Source organism: Altererythrobacter ishigakiensis, assembly GCF_001663155.1.
Lineage (GTDB): Bacteria > Pseudomonadota > Alphaproteobacteria > Sphingomonadales > Sphingomonadaceae > Erythrobacter > Erythrobacter ishigakiensis.
This window is the reverse complement of record NZ_CP015963.1, coordinates 2,248,352-2,266,741: the sequence shown is the minus strand read 5'-3', so window position 1 is coordinate 2,266,741 and position 18,390 is coordinate 2,248,352. Positions and strand designations below refer to the sequence as shown.

At 57.0% G+C, this 18,390-nt stretch carries 20 protein-coding genes and 2 tRNA genes; 10 read left to right on the top strand and 12 right to left on the bottom strand.

Features of this window, described 5'->3' with window-relative positions; genetic code table 11:
* Positions 1–37: 37 nt before the first annotated feature.
* Positions 38–562 (bottom strand): hypothetical protein, encoded by a 525-nt coding sequence (locus A6F69_RS13185; RefSeq protein ID WP_067601123.1) that lies wholly within the window; start codon positions 560–562, stop codon positions 38–40.
* Between the two features lie 7 nt (positions 563–569).
* On the opposite strand from A6F69_RS13185, the gene A6F69_RS10885 reads away from it, so the two are divergent.
* Both A6F69_RS10885 and queF read left to right on the top strand, forming a co-directional pair.
* Entirely contained in the window at positions 570–902 is a 333-nt protein-coding gene (locus A6F69_RS10885) for a hypothetical protein (RefSeq protein WP_067601121.1), read from the top strand.
* A gap of 385 nt (positions 903–1,287) precedes the next feature.
* Positions 1,288–1,746, top strand: a complete 459-nt coding sequence (gene queF, locus A6F69_RS10875) for a preQ(1) synthase (protein WP_067601115.1) — start codon at positions 1,288–1,290, stop codon at positions 1,744–1,746.
* A 1-nt stretch (position 1,747) separates the two neighbouring features.
* Here queF and A6F69_RS10870 read toward each other — a convergent pair.
* A tRNA-Thr gene (locus A6F69_RS10870) sits at positions 1,748–1,823 on the bottom strand.
* 195 nt (positions 1,824–2,018) lie between these two features.
* Between A6F69_RS10870 and A6F69_RS10865 the strand changes: the two genes are divergently transcribed.
* Positions 2,019–2,435, top strand: a complete 417-nt coding sequence (locus A6F69_RS10865; protein WP_211352808.1) for a TM2 domain-containing protein — start codon at positions 2,019–2,021, stop codon at positions 2,433–2,435.
* 39 nt (positions 2,436–2,474) lie between these two features.
* Here A6F69_RS10865 and A6F69_RS10860 read toward each other — a convergent pair whose 3' ends face one another.
* Together A6F69_RS10860 and A6F69_RS10855 are read right to left on the bottom strand one after the other, a co-directional pair.
* Positions 2,475–3,365 (bottom strand): hypothetical protein, encoded by an 891-nt coding sequence (locus tag A6F69_RS10860; RefSeq protein WP_067601110.1) that lies wholly within the window; start codon positions 3,363–3,365, stop codon positions 2,475–2,477.
* A complete protein-coding gene (locus A6F69_RS10855) occupies positions 3,362–4,681 on the bottom strand; it encodes a replication-associated recombination protein A (protein WP_067601107.1) in 1,320 nt (439 codons plus the stop codon). Before A6F69_RS10855 ends, A6F69_RS10860 begins: the two co-directional genes overlap by 4 nt.
* Positions 4,682–4,789: 108 nt before the next feature.
* On the opposite strand from A6F69_RS10855, the gene A6F69_RS10850 reads away from it, so the two are divergent.
* Together A6F69_RS10850 and A6F69_RS10845 are read left to right on the top strand one after the other, a co-directional pair.
* Positions 4,790–5,449, top strand: a complete 660-nt coding sequence (locus A6F69_RS10850; protein ID WP_245638236.1) for a PadR family transcriptional regulator — start codon at positions 4,790–4,792, stop codon at positions 5,447–5,449.
* A gap of 106 nt (positions 5,450–5,555) precedes the next feature.
* Positions 5,556–5,978 carry a hypothetical protein gene (locus A6F69_RS10845; protein WP_067601104.1) on the top strand — a complete coding sequence of 141 codons (423 nt, stop codon included), beginning with the start codon at positions 5,556–5,558 and terminating at the stop codon, positions 5,976–5,978.
* Here the strand turns inward: A6F69_RS10845 and A6F69_RS10840 are convergent.
* Entirely contained in the window at positions 5,970–7,172 is a 1,203-nt protein-coding gene (locus A6F69_RS10840; protein WP_067602983.1) for a glycosyltransferase family 4 protein, read from the bottom strand. The two genes, A6F69_RS10845 and A6F69_RS10840, sit on opposite strands and share 9 nt — an antisense overlap.
* A gap of 198 nt (positions 7,173–7,370) precedes the next feature.
* On the opposite strand from A6F69_RS10840, the gene A6F69_RS10835 reads away from it, so the two are divergent.
* From A6F69_RS10835 to A6F69_RS10820, 4 genes are all read left to right on the top strand, one after another.
* Positions 7,371–8,498 carry a phosphoserine transaminase gene (locus tag A6F69_RS10835; protein WP_067601101.1) on the top strand — a complete coding sequence of 376 codons (1,128 nt, stop codon included), beginning with the start codon at positions 7,371–7,373 and terminating at the stop codon, positions 8,496–8,498.
* Positions 8,499–8,561: 63 nt separating this feature from the next.
* Positions 8,562–10,145 carry a phosphoglycerate dehydrogenase gene (gene serA / locus A6F69_RS10830; protein ID WP_067602980.1) on the top strand — a complete coding sequence of 528 codons (1,584 nt, stop codon included), beginning with the start codon at positions 8,562–8,564 and terminating at the stop codon, positions 10,143–10,145.
* A gap of 28 nt (positions 10,146–10,173) precedes the next feature.
* Positions 10,174–11,280 (top strand): ATP phosphoribosyltransferase regulatory subunit, encoded by a 1,107-nt coding sequence (locus A6F69_RS10825; RefSeq protein WP_067601098.1) that lies wholly within the window; start codon positions 10,174–10,176, stop codon positions 11,278–11,280.
* 194 nt (positions 11,281–11,474) lie between these two features.
* Positions 11,475–12,764: an adenylosuccinate synthase gene (locus A6F69_RS10820; protein ID WP_067601095.1), complete on the top strand. Its 1,290-nt coding sequence runs from the start codon at positions 11,475–11,477 to the stop codon at positions 12,762–12,764.
* Between the two features lie 111 nt (positions 12,765–12,875).
* Here the strand turns inward: A6F69_RS10820 and A6F69_RS10815 are convergent, their stop codons facing one another.
* From A6F69_RS10815 to argH, 6 genes are all read right to left on the bottom strand, one after another.
* Positions 12,876–13,250, bottom strand: coding sequence for a DUF6768 family protein (locus tag A6F69_RS10815; protein ID WP_067601092.1), 375 nt, complete (start codon positions 13,248–13,250; stop codon positions 12,876–12,878).
* Between the two features lies 1 nt (position 13,251).
* The gene (locus A6F69_RS10810) at positions 13,252–13,827 is read right to left on the bottom strand and encodes an RNA polymerase sigma factor (RefSeq protein WP_067601089.1); all 576 of its coding nucleotides are present in this window, start codon (positions 13,825–13,827) and stop codon (positions 13,252–13,254) included.
* Positions 13,828–13,957: 130 nt separating this feature from the next.
* Entirely contained in the window at positions 13,958–14,755 is a 798-nt protein-coding gene (locus A6F69_RS10805; RefSeq protein WP_067601086.1) for a precorrin-2 dehydrogenase/sirohydrochlorin ferrochelatase family protein, read from the bottom strand.
* Positions 14,756–16,012 (bottom strand): diaminopimelate decarboxylase, encoded by a 1,257-nt coding sequence (gene lysA, locus A6F69_RS10800; RefSeq protein WP_067601084.1) that lies wholly within the window; start codon positions 16,010–16,012, stop codon positions 14,756–14,758.
* A gap of 18 nt (positions 16,013–16,030) precedes the next feature.
* Positions 16,031–16,276 (bottom strand): hypothetical protein, encoded by a 246-nt coding sequence (locus A6F69_RS10795; protein ID WP_083984777.1) that lies wholly within the window; start codon positions 16,274–16,276, stop codon positions 16,031–16,033.
* Positions 16,273–17,691: an argininosuccinate lyase gene (gene argH, locus A6F69_RS10790; RefSeq protein ID WP_067601078.1), complete on the bottom strand. Its 1,419-nt coding sequence runs from the start codon at positions 17,689–17,691 to the stop codon at positions 16,273–16,275. The genes A6F69_RS10795 and argH overlap by 4 nt, the downstream gene beginning before the upstream one ends.
* 13 nt (positions 17,692–17,704) lie before the next feature.
* On the opposite strand from argH, the gene A6F69_RS10785 reads away from it, so the two are divergent.
* Entirely contained in the window at positions 17,705–18,244 is a 540-nt protein-coding gene (locus A6F69_RS10785; RefSeq protein WP_245638235.1) for a TlpA family protein disulfide reductase, read from the top strand.
* An 18-nt stretch (positions 18,245–18,262) separates the two neighbouring features.
* Here the strand turns inward: A6F69_RS10785 and A6F69_RS10780 are convergent.
* Positions 18,263–18,338 (bottom strand) — tRNA-Val (locus A6F69_RS10780).
* Positions 18,339–18,390 lie beyond the last annotated feature (52 nt).

Sequence of the window (18,390 nt, the reverse complement as noted above, 5' to 3'; positions counted from 1 at the left end):
CGTCGAGAGGGGCGGTCAAGACTGACCGATATGAGTGTCAGGATGTCCGCTCCAACCGCTTTGCAATCACGCCATCATATCCGCCCGGCGGGCCGGAAAGCGGCAGCGGCTGCACGCGACCACCCGGCTGCGTAGGAGCAAGGCCAATCAGAAACGTATGATGTTGTGGTTCGATTCCCTCAGCCTCTAACCGCAAGAGCAAGATCGGGACGCAGAACGGTATCTGACCTTGGCGAAATACCTCGAAATCGCCAATCGGCATCTGGAGCTGACCCCGGATTGTACCGGTCTGATTGGGTCCAATGCGTGCAGCCTGCCCAATCCGCTGCAGTGAGCTTCCGGCGCTTGCCGTTTGTTGTTCCATAGACAATCCCCGCCTGGCACTGATCAACTCCGCAGACATTCGGTTGTCACGCAACGCATGTTCCTGTCTATTGGCGAGCCGAACGTCGAATTTGAGTGTGAGCATCATCACACTGCGCATAAGCCTTTCTACATCTACAGAGACTTTCAGTTTGTCGCCGCGCAAACGCCCGACACCGTCACTCGGAATAGGAGGCATCGGTGTTATGGGCGGCTTAATTGGCGAAGGGGCAGCGCGTACGCGTCTTCGTGCGAAAACCCATCCGCCTGCGCCGCCAGCCAATAGCGCGCCGAACAAGCCTGCGATCCACGGCCACCAATCCAGAGGGGAGGGTCCTTTGTGTGAGGCTACTGGCTCTATCTGGACAGTTGATGACACAGCGGGCTCTGCTGGCGGTATTATTGAAGTCGTCGATGGGTCTTCGCTTTGGGTGGTGTCATCAAAGGAGCTGGCAGGAGAGGGCAATGGCGTCTGCTCAGGCGTTGCGGTTGTGGCAACAGAAGGGCGCGATGAAGGCGGCGGAGCAGACGTGGGTTGAACCGTTTCAGGCGCTGGGCCCGGCGCCGGTATTGGTTGAATTATGGGCTGTGCGGTCGCTGGAGCAGGTGTTTGTGCGGGCGAGGGTATGGGTGTTGTGATTCTGCGTGGCGGTATCGCGACGCCGGCGGTCTCGTCGGCTGGTCCGACGACTTCAGGAGCAGGTGCGGACGTTTCGCCTGGCGGCAATGAAAAATCCTGCACACTTTGCTGCGCGGCGAGCGGCGCTGCGAACAGCGTCAGCGAAAATATGTATGCAAAAAGATGCAGAACGGGTTTCATGGCGGCAAAACAGGTCAAGCGGCACCTGCGCTGAATATCGAGTGAACCCAACGCGATCGAGACCAACTCTTGCGCTCAACGTAACTTCAAGGCAACAGCGCGGCATGAGCGACCAACCAAGCCCGCAGTTTCTAGGTAAACAGACCGAACTTCCCGCCTCACCTGAACAGGCGCAACTCGACTACGTCCCCAATCCGCGCGAAGGGACACTGTATCTAGTGCGCTTTGCGGCTCCTGAGTTCACTTCGCTATGCCCGGTAACCGGTCAGCCGGATTTTGCCCATCTCGTGATTGATTACGCGCCGGGGAATACGATTGTTGAATCGAAAAGCCTGAAACTGTTCCTCGGGTCTTTCCGCAATCACAATGGATTCCACGAGGATGTGACGGTGGGCATTGGCCAGCGGCTGGCCGCCGAAATGAAACCGAAATGGCTGCGTATCGGCGGCTATTGGTATCCGCGCGGAGGCATTCCGATCGATGTGTTCTGGCAAAGCGGTCCGATCCCTGAGGGACTGTGGGTGCCGGAACAGGGCGTTCAGGGATATCGCGGAAGGGGTTGAATGGTGCCGGCTGCGGGACTCGAACTCGCGACCTGATGATTACAAATCAACTGCTCTACCAACTGAGCTAAGCCGGCACTGACATTCAAGACGCGCCCCTTTATCTACAAAGCGGCAAATGTCCAGACCCTGTTTCTCCAATTCGAGATTTTCCGATTTGGGGTTTTTCCAATTTAGCCGACCACCATGTGCATTTCGTCGAATTGAACCGCAAGCTGCTTGCAGCGCCGAACTCTAAGATATATCTTGAGAGGCGAAGAAAGGGGTTCGTGGTGTCCGTTAGTCTCCAAAGTCAAATAGCATATGAGAACAACAGCAAGTCGGTCGCAATCGGCTATCTCTTATGGCTGTTCCTCGGTATGTTCGGGGTGCATCGCTTCTACGCTGGAAAAACCAAGTCGGGCGTTGCGCAGCTGATCCTGCTATTGATTCCCATTGTTGGATGGATTGCTTTGGGGTTCTGGTTGCTGGCTGATCTTTTCCTGATTCCTGGCATGATCAAGGATCACAACATCAATGTTCTGAACATGATCAACGCTGCAGACGGAGGTGCCGAAGCGCATCCCAAACAGGTCGATCACCGCCGGCCGATTACGGAAGCAGACCGCAAACGCGAAGCTATGCTCGAAGATCTGCGGTCTATTGGATATCGCAAGGAACGCCGCGACACGTCGCACCTGTACCGCTAAGATATCCTGCCCAAAAAAATTGGGCGGCGGCAGGGCGAACTACAAGGCGCCGAAGGTCCAACCCTCAGTTCGAGCAATGTCCGGAGTAAGCCCTTTAGGCTGCCAATACCGTGCGTCTTGCCCAATCTTGCGCAACCACGCTGCCGTGACCAATGCGTCGGACGAATGATCATCAATCGGCCCTTCGCCGGATACCGGTGGCGATCCAAGTTGCGCGAGCGCTTGGTTGAGGTCTTCGTAGCTGCGCAGCTTGGTATTTGCGCCGCTCACACCGCCTCCGCGTGCAGCTATCGAAGTGTACATCTCAAGCACGACTGGACCCGAATTGGGGAAGGGATCGACCGGCCAGACGGAGACATGGCCGCGCAATCGATGCAGCATGCGCATTCCCGTCAGGCTTGATTTACCGACTTGTGCAGCGCCTACCAGATTGAAATTGCTCACCGGGCGCACGCCCTGTTCTCGCTGCGCCTTCTCCGCCAAACGGAAACGACCTTCGCGTGTTAGCGCGTCAGGCAAGTGAAAACGGTCGCCTACGTGCTCCTTCGAATGGCGGAAATAGCGCGACGCCTGTTCATGGGTAACGAAGCTGCCGCATTCGAGGTGTGGGTCCCCGGCGCAAATCCGGTCGATCAGAGCCCAAAGTGACTTGGCATCGCTCGGGCTTTCGCTCCATTCCGGAAAGAAAGCTCCCGCATCTGCGAAGGGCAACGAAATGCCAAGGTCCATCCCGACGAGCGTATCGCGCGGAATTTCGTCACGCAGCAACTCAAGTACTTCGTTGCGCGCCCAACCTCGCGGTGGTGGTTCCACCAGTACAGGTGGCCCGCCTGCCGCATCCGCCAGTGATAGCGCGATGCCCTTGTGTCGCTCGCCCTTGGCGCCTGACCAATCGATCGCGAGGAAATGCGTGAAGCGGTTGGGGTTCACCCGCGCTCTTCCTTCAGACGATTCCAATATTCGATCCGCTCTTTGACTTTGCGCTCAAACCCGCGTTCGATGGGCGAGTAATACGTTTGCGGCTCCATCTCTTCCGGCCAATAGTTGTCGCCGGAGAAGCCATCTTCAGCATCATGATCGTAGCTGTAGCCTGAGCCATACCCCACATCCTTCATCAGCTGTGTGGGCGCATTGAGGATATTTTGCGGCGGCATCAGGCTGCCGGTGTCCTTCGCGCTTTTCCACGCGGACTTTTGCGCAACATATGCGGCGTTCGATTTGGGAGCCGTCGCGCAATAGAGGCACGCCTGGACAATCGCGAGTTCACCCTCGGGCGAACCAAGGAAGTCATAGGCATCTTTGGCGGCAAGGCATTGGGTCAATGCCTGCGGATCAGCCAGCCCGATATCTTCGCTGGCAAACCGGACAAGGCGGCGCAGGACATAAAGCGGCTCTTCACCCGCGACCAGCATTCGTGCGAGATAGTACAGGGCGGCTTGAGGATCAGATCCCCGCAAGCTCTTATGTAGCGCACTGATAAGGTTGTAATGCCCTTCGCGATCCTTGTCATAGACCGCCATACGGCGCTGCAGGAATTTGCTCAGGCCAGCGGGATCGAGTGGCTCCTCAATATCTGCGTTGTAGAGCGTTTCACACTGGTTGAGCAGAAACCGCCCATCGCCGTCAGCGCTCGCGATCATCGCCGCGCGTGCATCTTCATTCAAGGGGAGCGGACCCTCCAGCGCTTCCGCCCGGTCGAGCAGTTTTTCCAGCGCATTGCCGTCCAGCCGATTCAGGATCAGCACTTGCGCGCGGCTGAGCAAAGCTGCGTTCAGCTCAAAGCTGGGGTTTTCGGTGGTTGCCCCGACCAGTGTGACAGTTCCGCGCTCGACGAACGGAAGAAAGCCATCCTGTTGCGCGCGATTGAAGCGGTGGATTTCGTCCACGAACAGCAGTGTTTTCTTGCCAGCGCTCGCCATCTTGTCCGCTTCGGCAAAGGCCTTTTTCAGGTCCGCCACACCTGAGAAGACCGCGCTCACCGCAACGAAACGCATGCCGACCGCATCCGCGAGTAGTCGCGCGATGCTGGTCTTGCCGGTCCCTGGCGGTCCCCAAAGGATCATGCTGGATAACTTGCCCGCTGCGACCATCCGGCCAATCGCGCCTTCAGGGCCCGTCAGATGCTCCTGACCTATGACTTCGCTCAGCGAGCGTGGGCGTAAACGATCCGCCAGAGGCGCATCATCGCGCGGCTTGAAGGGCTCAGATTGAGCGCCAGAAGGGTCGTTTGCGAACAGATCAGCCATTGGTCGAACCTCATAAGCCGTTCGTCGCTCAATTCCACCATACACTTGCAAAGGGCAATCTACGATATATCTTAGAGCTATCTAAGACAGTCATAAGAGAGATACAAAATGACTTGGAATGGTTCACGACGCGGTGGTTGGAATAATCTGGGGCCGATGATTGCAATGGCAATGGCTTCGGCTGCCAACGAGTGGGAGGACGAGTTCAAAAGTTCACGCCGCCGACGCAAACCGCGCGACTGGCACGATGGCGCGCGCAGTCGCAAGCGCCGTGGCCGCATGTTTGGCACTGGCGAGCTGCGACTGGCCTTGCTGGCCCTGATCAATGAAGAACCGCGTCATGGTTACGAGCTGATCAAGGCAATCGAAGAGATGACCGGTGGTGCGTACGCGCCAAGCCCCGGCGCGGTCTATCCGACGCTGCAAATGCTCGAGGAAGAAGGCCAGATCAAGCAAGCCAAACCCAAGAAAAAAGGTAAGGATAGCGATGAGGAGACCTCTGGCAAGAAGCCCTTTGAAGTCACCTCGTCAGGTGAGGCTGAACTGGAAGATCGCGCGGACGAAGTTGATGAACTGATGGGCCGCCTCAACGAGCATGGTGATCGTGCGGAGAAAGTGAAAGAGAAGTCTCCGGATCTGTTCCGCGCGATGGGCAATCTCGCATCAGTACTTAAGAACCGCGCGCGGGCTGGCAAACTCGACAAGAACACCGTAGACCAGATCGTTGATATCATTGACGAAGTGGCCAAACGTATCGAGCGCCTCTAGGTCTGTCGTTAGGCAAAGCCTTAACGTATTTGCGCCGAGCTTAATCAACTAATACTCTCCCCTCATTGAGGTCGGTCTAGTACCGATCTTGGAGGGGAGATCTATTATGAGCGAAGCAACGAAAGCGCCCTGGCATCTTTGGGCCGTGGGCGTCCTAACGCTGCTGTGGAACGCCGTTGGCATTTTCAGCTACTTGATGACACATCTGAATCGGCTCGAAGACCTTGGTATGACGCCGGATCAGATAGCCTTTTTCAACTCGTTTCCAGCATGGTCCAACGCCTTGTGGGCAATGGGAGTCTGGGGTGCGTTTTTTGGATCAGTTTTGATACTTTTCCGTTCACACTGGGCGGTCACGTCGTTGACCATTTCAGTTGTCGGACTGATCGGGACTACGATCTATCAGAATTTCATGATTGAAGTGCCTGCTGAACTGCAAAGCCTTCCACTCAATATCACGATCTGGGTCACGACGCTGTTCATGCTGTGGTATGCACGCCGGATGACGGCTGAGGGCGTTCTACGCTGATTCCAGCGCAGCTTTAACCTTCGCTTCGTCGGCGGCTCGCAGTTCCTCGCGTGCCTCGACGAGGCGGATGTAGGTATCTGCGACGACCTGATTGATTGCATCCCAACTGTATTCACGTGATTTCTGTTCGCCTGCTTTTCCATGGGCTTGGCGGTGCTCATTGTCGACGCAATAGGGTGCAATTGCCTCAGCAAAAGCAGCAGTATCGCCCGGAGGAACCAACTGGCCAGTCTCGCCCGGTTTGACCAGCGACGATGCGCCTGTTGCGCCCGCTGCCACGACGGGCAAACCGCTGGCCATTGCCTCAAGCGTTACGTTACCGAATGTCTCTGTAATCGAGGGATTGAGGAAGATATCTCCGCTCGCGAGTGCGCGTCCAAGATCGGAACCGGTTTGGAACCCGGCAAAAATCCCCCCGGGCAACGCTTGTTTGAACCAATCCTTGGCTGGACCATCGCCGATGACGAGCACTTTGTGCGGGACCTGTCGTTTGCGTAGCTCAATGATCGTGTCGGCGAAGACGTCCAGCCCCTTCTCCATCACCAGGCGGCCGAGGAAAACGATAGCCACGTCATCGTCTTCTAGCCCTAACGACCGTCGCCACTCCATATCGCGCTTGGAGGGGTCAAAGATTGTTCGATCTACGCCACGTGACCAGATCGTGATGTCGTCGTGCATATCCTGCTCTAACAGGGTGTCGACCATGCTTTGCGAAGGCGCCACCAGTGCATCGCAACGGTTATAGAGCCGTCGCAGGATCCACTCTACAACAGGCTCCAGAAAACCGGCGCCATAGTAGCGCGGATAGGTCTCGAACCGCGTATGGACGGATGCGAGCACAGGCAAATCATAGTCTTGCGCCCAACGGAGCGCCGCGTGGCCAGCCGGATCAGGTGATGATAGATGCACAATGTTCGGTTCGAACTTGACCAGATCCTCCCTGACCCTGCGGTTTAACCCGGTTGGCAAACGGTATTCACCTCTGCCCTTTACCGGCATGCGAACGTTAGGCACGCCAACAAGATCGCCGGTAGGTGGAAAATCCGGCTCAGCCACCTTTGGGGCGTATACCCGCACGGCCGCGCCCTGGCGCAGCAGATATTCGACCAAACGGTTCAACGCCTGGTTCGCGCCATCGCGTGTGTAGTTGTAGTTGCCGCTAAACAGGGCAATGCGAAGATCGCTCTTTTTCATCTTGAACCGTGACATAGAGAAGCTGAGCTTAATTGGCGAGTGTTAGAGGCTGGAAAATGCGCTGGCCACCTATCCTGTTCCCAAAGCGCCTTGTCGATGAATTCCTATTCCTCATTGACTCCTTTGTGCGCAACATTAATGCGGAGCGTGGGCCACGCGGTCCCAACGCCGCGCGTGCTCTCTGTAAGGAGAGTCTACATGACTGAACTAAGCGTACCCGTGCGGAAACCCGCGCGCCCACATTTCTCTTCTGGTCCCTGCGCAAAGCCGCCGGGCTGGTCTCCAGACAAAATTTCCACCGAGTCCCTTGGGCGATCGCATCGCTCCAAGATTGGCAAATCGCGCCTGAAATATTGCATCGATCTTCTTCGCGAGGTGCTGCAAGTGCCGGACACGCATCGGATCGGTATTGTGCCCGGCTCAGACACGGGTGCTGTTGAAATGGCGATGTGGACTATGCTTGGTGCACGCCCTGTTACGACGCTGGCCTGGGAAAGCTTTGGCGCGGGTTGGGTGACCGACGCAGTCAAGCAACTAAAGATCGACCCCTCGGTAATGGAAGCGCCCTATGGCGAGTTGCCGGATCTTGGCGCAGTTGATTGGTCGAATGATGTTATCTTCACTTGGAATGGCACGACCTCTGGCGTGCGCGTTCCGAATGGCGATTGGATCGCCGCCGACCGCGAAGGCTTGAGCATTGCAGATGCGACCAGCGCTGTTTTCGCGCAGGACATTGCCTGGGACAAAGTCGATGTGCTGACTTTCAGCTGGCAGAAAGTACTGGGTGGGGAGGGCGCGCATGGCGTTCTCATCCTGGGCCCGCGCGCGGTTGAGCGGCTGGAGAGCTACACACCCGCATGGCCGCTGCCCAAGGTCTTCCGCCTCACGAAGGGCGGAAAGTTGATCGAGGGGGTTTTCGTTGGTGAAACTATCAACACACCCAGCATGTTGGCGGTTGAAGACGCGATTTTCGCGCTTGAATGGGCAAAGTCGGTTGGCGGGCTTGAGGGCATGATTGCCCGCGCAAATGCGAACGCCGCTGCGCTCAATGGTATCGTGGAGGAGCGGGATTGGCTTGGCCATCTCGCGGCTGATCCGGCAACACGTTCAAACACCAGCGTATGCCTGACGGTTGAGGGCGCAGATACGGACTTTATCAAGAAGTTTGCTGGTCTGCTCGAAGCGGAAGATGCGGCCTATGACATCGCCGGATACCGTGATGCACCGGCTGGCCTTCGCATTTGGTGCGGAGCAACCGTTGATACGGCTGACATTGAAGCGCTTGGCCCTTGGCTCGATTGGGCCTGGGAAAGCCTCAAAGCCTGATTCTCGAACAATTTTTTGACTGAGGCAGCGCGTGTAGGCGCGCTCCAGCAACAGGAATTCACTATGACCAAACCCAAAGTACTCATCTCTGACAAGATGGACCCGAATGCAGCACGCATTTTTGAAGAGCGTGGCTGTGATGTTGATGTGATCACCGGCGAAAGCCCGGAGGAGCTGAAGGCACGCATTGGCGAGTACCATGGCCTTGCGATCCGTTCTTCAACAACTGTGACGAAGGAGATTCTCGATGCGGCGACCAATCTCAAGGTGATTGGCCGTGCCGGGATCGGTGTCGACAATGTCGATATCCCTTATGCTTCGGGCAAGGGCGTAGTCGTGATGAACACGCCATTCGGCAACTCGATCACTACTGCAGAGCATGCCATCGCTATGATCATGGCGCTTGCTCGCCAAATCCCCGCTGCCAACACCCGCACGCAAGCCGGAGAATGGCCGAAGAAAGATTTCATGGGTGTTGAAGTCACCGGTAAGACGCTGGGTCTTATTGGTGCAGGGAACATCGGCTCAATTGTCGCGAGCCGTGCGCAAGGTCTGAAGATGAAGGTTATTGCCTACGACCCGTTCCTGACAGAAGAGCGGTCGATTGAGCTTGGTATTGAAAAGGTTGATCTCGATACCCTGCTGAGCCGAGCCGATTTCGTCAGCTTGCATACGCCTCTGACCGACCAAACGCGCAATATCCTGAGCCGCGAGCGGCTGGAAAATGCTAAACCGGGCATTCGCATTGTCAATTGTGCACGCGGCGGCCTGATCGATGAAATCGCGCTCAAGGATTGCCTCGAGAGCGGGCAGGTAGCGGCGGCTGCGCTTGACGTGTTCGCAGAAGAGCCTGCCAAGGAAAATCCTTTGTTCGGCGCTCCGAACTTCATCTGTACGCCGCATCTGGGCGCATCCACGACTGAAGCGCAGGTCAATGTGGCTCTTCAGGTCGCGGAGCAAATGAGCGATTATCTGGTCAACGGGGGCGTTACCAATGCGCTGAACATGCCCTCGCTCAGTGCGGAAGAAGCACCGAAGCTGAAGCCCTATATGGGCCTTGCCGAAAAACTGGGCTCGCTGGTGGGCCAATTGGCGCACGGCAATCTGGAGAAGATCAGCATCGAGCGCGAAGGCGCGGCTGCTGAGCTGAATGGAAAACCGATAACCGGGGCCGTTCTGGCAGGTTTCATGCGCCGCTATTCTGATACGGTGAACATGGTCAATGCGCCGTACCTGGCGAAGGAGCGCGGGCTGGAAGTCAGTGAAGTGCGTCAATCGCGTGAAGGGGCATTCAACACCCTGATCCGTGTAACTGTGCAGACAACTGATGGGCCACGATCGGTGGCGGGCACGCTGTTTGGCAACGACGCTCCGCGCCTGGTTGAGATCTTCGGTATTGGTATCGAGGCAGAGCTTGAAGGCCACATGCTCTATGTCGTCAACGATGATAAGCCGGGCTTTATTGGTCGTATCGGAACGCTGCTTGGTTCGCACGGTATCAATATCGGCACATTCAATCTGGGTAGACGTGCCGCAGGCGGAGAAGCCGTACTTCTGCTCAGCCTTGATGATGCCATTCCCGAAGATGTCATAGCGCAAGCGAGCGAGATCGAAGGCGTCAAATTGGTCAAAGCGCTGGAATTCTGACGGTGGATCGGGCAAGCGCCCGCTTGTCATGACGAATCCAGACGATCTGCTGCCTGAGGGCCTAGAGGATAAGCTGCCACAAGAGGCGGAAGCGATCACTCGCGCGATGCGCGCATCTTTGGATGTGCTCACCGGTCATGGCTATGATCGCGTCCGGCCTCCCATGGTTGAATTTGAAAGGTCACTCGCTGGACGCATGGATGGCGTTCAACCGCGGAGGATGTTCCGCTTTGTTGATCCAGTGAGCCTCCGCACACTCGCGCTGCGCTGCGATATAACTCCGCAGATTGGCCGAATTGCGGCTACGAGCATGGCAGGTGCGCCGCGGCCTTTGCGGCTTGCCTATTGCGGTGAAACGGCTTTGATAAAGGCAGACCAGCTTGCGCCTGCCCGCCAACGCATACAGTTGGGGGCGGAATTGATTGGCGCGGACACCGTGGCTGCAGCCGGGGAAATCGTGGTGCTTGCTATTGAAGCGCTAGCCGCTGCAGGATTGACCGGTATCTCTGTCGATTTCACGCTGCCCGATCTGGTAGACACGCTGTCAGAGAGCGCTCTACCGCTCTCGCCGGAGCAAGTTGATGATGTCCGTCGCGAACTTGATATGAAGGATGCTGGCGGTCTTCGCGCCGCGGGCGCCGAAGCGTATCTGCCGCTCCTCTATGCTACCGGACCATTGGTTGAAGCACTGGAAAAACTGCGCGCGATTGATGCCGGAGGCGCTCTGGCCAGCCGGATAACAGGGCTGGAGGCGATTGCTGCCCTGGTCGGCGATACTGCGCGGGTCACACTGGACCCAACCGAGCGGCACGGCTTCGAATACCAGAGCTGGTTTGGATTCACGTTATATGCTGATGGCATTCGTGGCTCATTGGGTCGCGGCGGCACTTACAATATTGGGGGAAGCGCCGAAGCTGCGACCGGATTCACGATCTATGCCGATCAGCTGGCAGAGGCGACCAGTTCGCTTGAACCCAGACCTTTGGTTTACCTTGCCGAGGGGTATGACAAATCCAAGGCGGTGCAGCTTCGCGCCAAGGGCTATCGGACTATCGCCCAAATCGGCGATGGCGAGGACGCCTTAGCGCTTGGCTGTACCTACTGCTTGAACGGCAGCGAGCTTTCTGAACTCTAGAGCTGCAGACAGTTCCGCCGGGTTTTGCGAAGCAACCGCAGATAGGAAGGATTCGAGTGCTTGACTTTGGAGTGGTCACCACTTTATCGCGCGCAGCGCATTCGGGACCTCTTTCGGTTCCTTCATTACAATCCCGTAGTCGAGTCCTGTCGAAGGACTGCGAGGATCACCTTGGCAGGTGAGGACGCGCAAATATGGCCAATGTAACTGTGATTGGTGCCCAGTGGGGCGATGAGGGGAAGGGCAAGATAGTTGATTGGCTCGCCAGCCGCGCGGACGCTGTGGTCCGGTTTCAAGGCGGCCATAATGCGGGCCATACACTGGTGGTCGATGGTACGACTTATAAGCTCAGCCTTCTGCCATCCGGTATCGTATCCGGCACTCTTAGCATGATTGGCAATGGCGTAGTGCTTGATCCATGGGCGCTTCGTGATGAAGTGACCAAGCTTGAAGGCCAGGGTGTCACTATTAACGATAACAACTTGGCTATTGCGGACAATTGCCCGTTGATCCTGCCGATCCACCGCGACCTCGATGGCTTGCGTGAGGCAGCGGCTGGTTCGGGCAAGATCGGCACCACCGGGCGTGGAATAGGGCCGGCCTATGAAGACAAGGTTGGGCGCCGTGCAATCCGCGTTTGTGACCTTGCGCACCTGGACAGTCTCGAAGCGCAGCTCGACCGACTATGCGCCCATCATGACGCTTTGCGCGCGGGATTCGATCAGCCGCCTGTCGACCGTCAACGTTTACTTGACGACTTGAAAGAGATCGCGCCGTTCGTCATGAAATTCGCGCAGCCGGTGTGGAAGCGCCTAAAGAAAGTACGCAAGGCTGGCGCAAAGATTCTGTTCGAAGGTGCGCAAGGCGTGCTGCTTGATGTAGATCATGGCACTTATCCCTTCGTCACTAGCTCGAACACGGTGAGCGGTACAGCAGCCTCTGGTTCAGGTCTGGGGCCGGGCAGTGCAGGATTTGTTCTCGGGATCGTCAAGGCTTACACCACAAGGGTGGGTAGTGGCCCGTTCCCGACAGAGCTTGATGACGATGTTGGGCAGCGGCTGGGTGAGCGTGGACATGAATTTGGCACCGTAACCGGGCGTCAGCGTCGTTGCGGCTGGTTCGATGCCGTACTGGTACGCCAAAGCTGCGCAATCAGCGGCGTGACCGGAATTGCTCTTACCAAGGTTGATGTTCTGGACGGTCTGGAGACAATCAAAATCTGCACCGGCTATCGCCTCAACAACAATGTGCTTGATTACTTTCCCAGCCACGCGGGCGATCAGGCTTCAGTTGAACCAATCTATGAAGAGCTCGAAGGGTGGAGTGAAAGTACCGCCGGAGCGCGCAGTTGGGCGGACTTGCCCGCCAATGCGATCAAGTACATCCAGCGAGTGCAGGAACTGATCGAAACGCCGGTGGCGTTGGTATCAACTAGCCCCGAACGTGATGACACGATCCTGGTGCGCGACCCATTTATCGATTGACCGCTGATCATCCCACTCGCCTAGCTCGCCTCGCGCCCATCCCCGCCAGTTTGTCTTATCAGTAAACAGGTCGATAGAGCGGGGATTTCTTCAGATTCTGCGTCCGTTCAATTAGTCGGCGACTTCTCTTAACATAGCGACCTGAACTTGCAGGCGCTTTAGCTCGCGCAGCACGGCGATCATATTCATTCGGTTATAAAACCATTCCTTGATAAATCCCTGCATCATCAAGGCACCGAGGGAGACTAGGCCCCAGAACAGCAGATCCTCCCCGCCGGGCGATGTGAAGAACCGATAGGCTGCATAGACCATCGTCAATCCAACGACGATGGCAATCACGAAAATCAGCTTTGACCATCCACCCAGTGGACCAGTCAATGTATCGCCAATCTGCGTAAAAAGTCCGCGCTCTTCGTCCAGCGACGCTAGAAAAGCGCGGTCGTCTTCGCTCAGTGCGCCGCTGATGCGTTCATCTATGGTGCTCATATCAGGTCTCCTTACTAGTTGGTGTGCCCGCTTGCTCGCCTAGCGCTGCTTTCAGCTTGCGGCGGGCGTGGAAGATACGGGTCTTGGCGGTGCCTGGCGGTACGCCTTGAACTGCGGCGATCTCGTTTAGCGTCAGCCCTTCGACAAAGTGTAGATGCGCAGCCAGTCGTTGATCTGTCGGCAATGCAGCAAATGCTTGCGCAATGGCCACGCGATCCTCCTGTTGGGCGGCTTGAGAGCTGTCCATTGGTTCATGGTGCCGCTCTGCCTCCAGAATCGATGTCCGGATCATATCCGCCCCTTTCTTTCGCATGATTGTGAAAGCCCATGGGGCGAATCTTGACGGATCGCGTAGTCCAAACAGACCACGCAAGATGCCGATCCAACACTCCTGCGCGAGCTGCTCTGCAAGCCCGGCATCTCCAGTGTATCGCCTGGCCGTGCGCACCAGGCGCGGGTGCCAACGGCGCACCAGCAAATCGGCTGCCTTCCGATCTCCGTTCTTCGCCAAAGTAACGAGCAGCTGGTCATAGAGTCCAGCGGACGTTTCGGCGGCCAAGGAGCATTTTCGTGTCATTGAATGAATAGTCCGCTCAAAAGGCGAAATGGTTCAATTCTGGAGCGAATAATCTTTTCGCTTCGCTGAGTGTTTGTGCGCCAGATGTCATGATCGGCTGTTTCGCGGCAAGAGGGCGGCCTCCGGTCGCTTAGGTAGCAGGATTGACTGCGATCAATCTGACGACCTTTGTTCCCGGTTCGGGGCTCGTGAAGGAGGCAGCATCTATTTGCTTTGCGTCGGCACGCGCGCGAGCAAGGATGGGGACAGGTATGTCGCCGACAAGCACGATCACGTCCGCAACACCCAGCAGCCGTGCCTGGCGCAGCGTCAAATCCTCAGGGTCTGTGCTTGTAAGCGTGATGTGCTCGACAAGCTTGGTATTGTCGTCAAGTTTATCGCTCAGCCACTTCTCAACCCTGTCCGCGCTGCCGGTCTCGAAAGGGTCGAGCGCGCCTCCTTCGCACAATGCGTCATCGATCGCTCGCCGCCTTTCTGCGCCTTCCGGAAATTTTTCGCGCAGCCTCTCACGTGCGTTGAACAGGGCCTTGGCCAGCCTACCAAGTGACTGCGGCAAGATCCGTTCGAGCCGTAGTCGCACATGTTTGGCGAGCCCCGCTGATGCTCCACCCGTTCCAACAGCAATCAGAACCGGATCGCGATCGAGAATACTGGGAGTGATAAAGTCGCATAGGTCAGGCATGTCGACCACGTTCACTAACATGCCGGCACAACGCAGATTGATCGCCGCATTTTTGCACGCGCTCGGATCATCATAGGCAACGAAAGCCAATCTCAATCCTTCGTCGATTGCGCGCTGCATGTCGTCTTCAATTATGCCGCCGGCTCTCTGAACGAGCCGCTTTTTGGGCTCCGCAGCATTTCCATCTCCCAATACCAAAACCTTCTGGCCTTTTATCCGATGGAATAGTGGAAGCGAATTTATCATTTATAGCCAGCCCGGCACACGCTCTGCATCGATGAATGAATCGGGGTCAACGCGCTCTGCCACAACTGCGAATTGGTCTTTGTCGACCAATACTTCGGCCACAAATCCTCGAGAATTGTAAGAGCTGGCCATGGTCGCACCATAGGCCCCTGCGGTACGGAAGACAGCCAGGTCGCCTCCTTCAACCTTGTCACATTCGCGGCCCATGGCAAAGGTGTCGCCGGTCTCACAGATCGGTCCAACGATGTTCGCTGTCATGCTCTCACCGCTTGGCCTGACCGCTTCGAAATGGTGGTAGGCACCATATAAAGCGGGCCGGGCCAGGTCATTCATCGCAGCATCGACAATAACGAAGGGATTGTTGAGCCCGCGCTTCACCCGGACGACTTCAGTCAGCAGCACGCCGGCATTCCCGGCGATAACGCGGCCTGGCTCGAATATCAGTTTGACGCCCCAGTCTTTGGTAACGCGGGCGACCATTTCGCCGTATTCAGCTGGGCTCGGCAGGATTTCGCCCTTGCGGTAGGGCACACCAAGCCCGCCGCCCAAGTCGACATGGGTGATTGTGTGTCCCGCGCCGCGCAGCGCGTTGACCAAACCACCCAATTTCGTGAAGGCGCGCTCCAGCGGAGCAATGTCGGCAAGCTGGCTGCCGATGTGCACGGCGACACCACGAAGGTTTACGCCGCTTCGTTCTGCCAATCTCCCGAAAATCTGGCCAGCCTGATCAATCGGCACCCCAAATTTGTTATCGGCCTTGCCCGTCGAGATCTTGTCATGCGTTCCTGCGTCAACGTCCGGATTGATCCGAAGCGTGCAATCCGCTGTCAGCCCCATACCCTCGGCAATCTCTGCCAGTTCGAGGCCTTCTTCTTCGCTCTCGATGTTGAATTGACCGATGCCGGCTTCGAGCGCCTCAATCATTTCGCGCCGCGTTTTGCCGACACCCGAAAAGACAATCATGTCTGGTGCAATGCCCGCGGCGAGTGCCCGGCGCATTTCGCCCACGGACACAACGTCAGCACCATAGCCCTGACTCTGAAGTACCTTAAGAACAGCAAGGTTCGGGTTCGACTTGACCGCAAAGGCGATCAGCTTGTCTGGCACGTCGTCCAATGCTTCACGAAAAACGCGCGCGTGTCGTTCCAATGTAGCTTGCGAGTATACGTAAACTGGCGTGCCTATCGCTTGTGCGATCTTTGGCAGAGCCACGTCTTCGGCGTGGAGTACGCCGTCTATGATAGAGAAATGGTCCATTGCGGTACTGAAGTCGCTCTACTCAGGTGGAAGATCGAACGGATCGTCTTCGCGTTCTTCCGAACGACGTCTGAGCTCCACACTTCGTTCCGGCGCAGCCAAAGTTTCCAGTTCGAGTAGCTGTTCGGCTTCCGGTTTTGCCTCGCTGCCAAAGGGCGCTGTCGGCAAGCTTGCATTGGCGAGTGGCTCAATATCTGCGCGTTGACCGCAAGCGCCGAGCGCCACCGACGCAAGTGCGAGTGCTAAAAGCGATCGTCTCATCATTGTTCGATCCCCATACGCTTTTTTGCTGCGGCGATCTGCAGTCTTACCTGATCGGGGGCGGTGCCACCATATGAGTTACGCGACGCGACCGATGCATCGACCGACAGCGCTTCGAACACGCGTTCGTCAATCCGGTTGTCGATTTCCTGAAGCGCATCCAGCGACAATTGGTCGAGGGCAACGCTGTCGGCCTCTGCACGCTTCACCGCAGCACCAGTGATGTGATGCGCCTCGCGGAAGGGGATGCCGGCTTCTCGAACTAGCCAGTCGGCAAGGTCGGTTGCAGTCGCATATCCCAGCTCCGCCGCTTCACGCATACGGTCAGTCTTGAATGCGCTGTCAGCAACCATTCCTGTCATTGCGGCAATGCTGAGCGCTAACAGACCCGCAGCCTCGAACACGGGAGGCTTATCGTCCTGCATATCCTTGGAGTAAGCGAGGGGCAGGCCCTTCATTGTGATCATCAATGACGTCGCGCAGCCAATGATCCGGCCAGCATGCCCGCGCACGAGCTCCGCCGCGTCAGGATTCTTCTTTTGCGGCATGATTGAGCTGCCGGTCGAAAGGCTGTCAGGCAAGCGGACAAAGCCGAAGGGTTGGCTTGCCCAGATAATGAACTCTTCGGCTAGTCGCGAAAGGTGAAGCGCGCATTGGCTTGCAGCGGTGAGGAAATCTAGTGCGAAGTCGCGATCAGATACGGCGTCCAGGCTATTGCGCGTGGGCGCGGCAAAGCCGAGCGATTTGGCAGTCGCGTCACGGTCAATGGGAAAACCTGTGCCAGCGAGGGCGGCACTGCCCAGTGGGCACATACTGAGGCGCGTGCGCGCATCATTGAAGCGATCCCGGTCGCGTTCAATCATCTCGAAGTACGCCATCAGGTGATGGCCCAATGTTACCGGCTGTGCGGTTTGAAGGTGAGTGAAGCCGGGCATAATGCTGTCAGCGTGTGTCTCTGCCTGCGCCAGCAAGGCCAGTTGCAGCTGGTCCAGGGCCGCGTCGAATTCGTCGATCGTGTCGCGCACCCATAGGCGGAAGTCGGTCGCCACCTGATCATTCCGGCTGCGCGCGGTGTGAAGGCGCCCCGCGACCGGGCCGATCAGCTCGGTCAGCCGCGCTTCCACCGTCATGTGGATGTCTTCAAGGTCCCAATCCTCAGGCACGCCATCGCGTTCGTATTCCGCTGCTACTAGATCCAAGCCATCGGAGATGGTTTGCATATCTTCTGCGGAAATGATCCGAGTCGCGCCCAGCATCGCGACGTGAGCCTTTGATGCGGCGATATCCTGACGCCACAATGCCTTGTCGAAAGGTATCGAAGCATTGATTTCGCGCATGATCGCACTAGGTCCTTCAGCGAACCTTCCGCCCCACATCTGATTGGAGCTTTGCCCCGTGTCTTTACGATTGCCGCTCATTCTTGCCTCGGCTGTGTTTCTTGCTTCTTGCGATAGTGGTGCCAGCGATCCTGCGCAACAGCAGGAGCAATTGGGCGCCGACAAGCAGGAGTTGACCGGAGAGATTGATTACAGCTTCGCTGGTGAGCTGATGCCCGTGATTACAGTGTCCGATCCAGAAGGCAAAGAGCTGAATCTGGGTGCATTACAAGGCACGCCCGTGCTTTTGAATTTGTGGGCGACATGGTGTGCTCCATGCGTTGTCGAAATGCCTATGCTCGACGAACTGGCGGCTCAGAAGGACGGTGAGCTTCGGGTCATTACTGTCAGTCAGGACATGCGCGGTGCGGAGGCTGTGGAGCCATTCTTCGCGGATCGCGATTTCGCGCACCTTGAACAATGGCTTGATCCAGCGAACGATCTGGGCGTGAGTTTTGGCGGATCAGGGGCGATGCCGCTTACTGTGCTGTACGATGCTAATGGCGCTGAGCTGTTCCGTGTTGCCGGCGGTTATCATTGGGATTCCGAAGAAGCGATCGCTGCCATTGAAGAGGCGATTACCAAGGCAAATTAGGACACGACGTTTTAGGAATGGTGGGCGATGACAGGCTCGAACTGCCGACCCTCTCGGTGTAAACGAGATGCTCTACCAACTGAGCTAATCGCCCATTCCGTCTTACGGAGACGCGCTATCTAGCGTGCATTTTCGCAAAATCAATT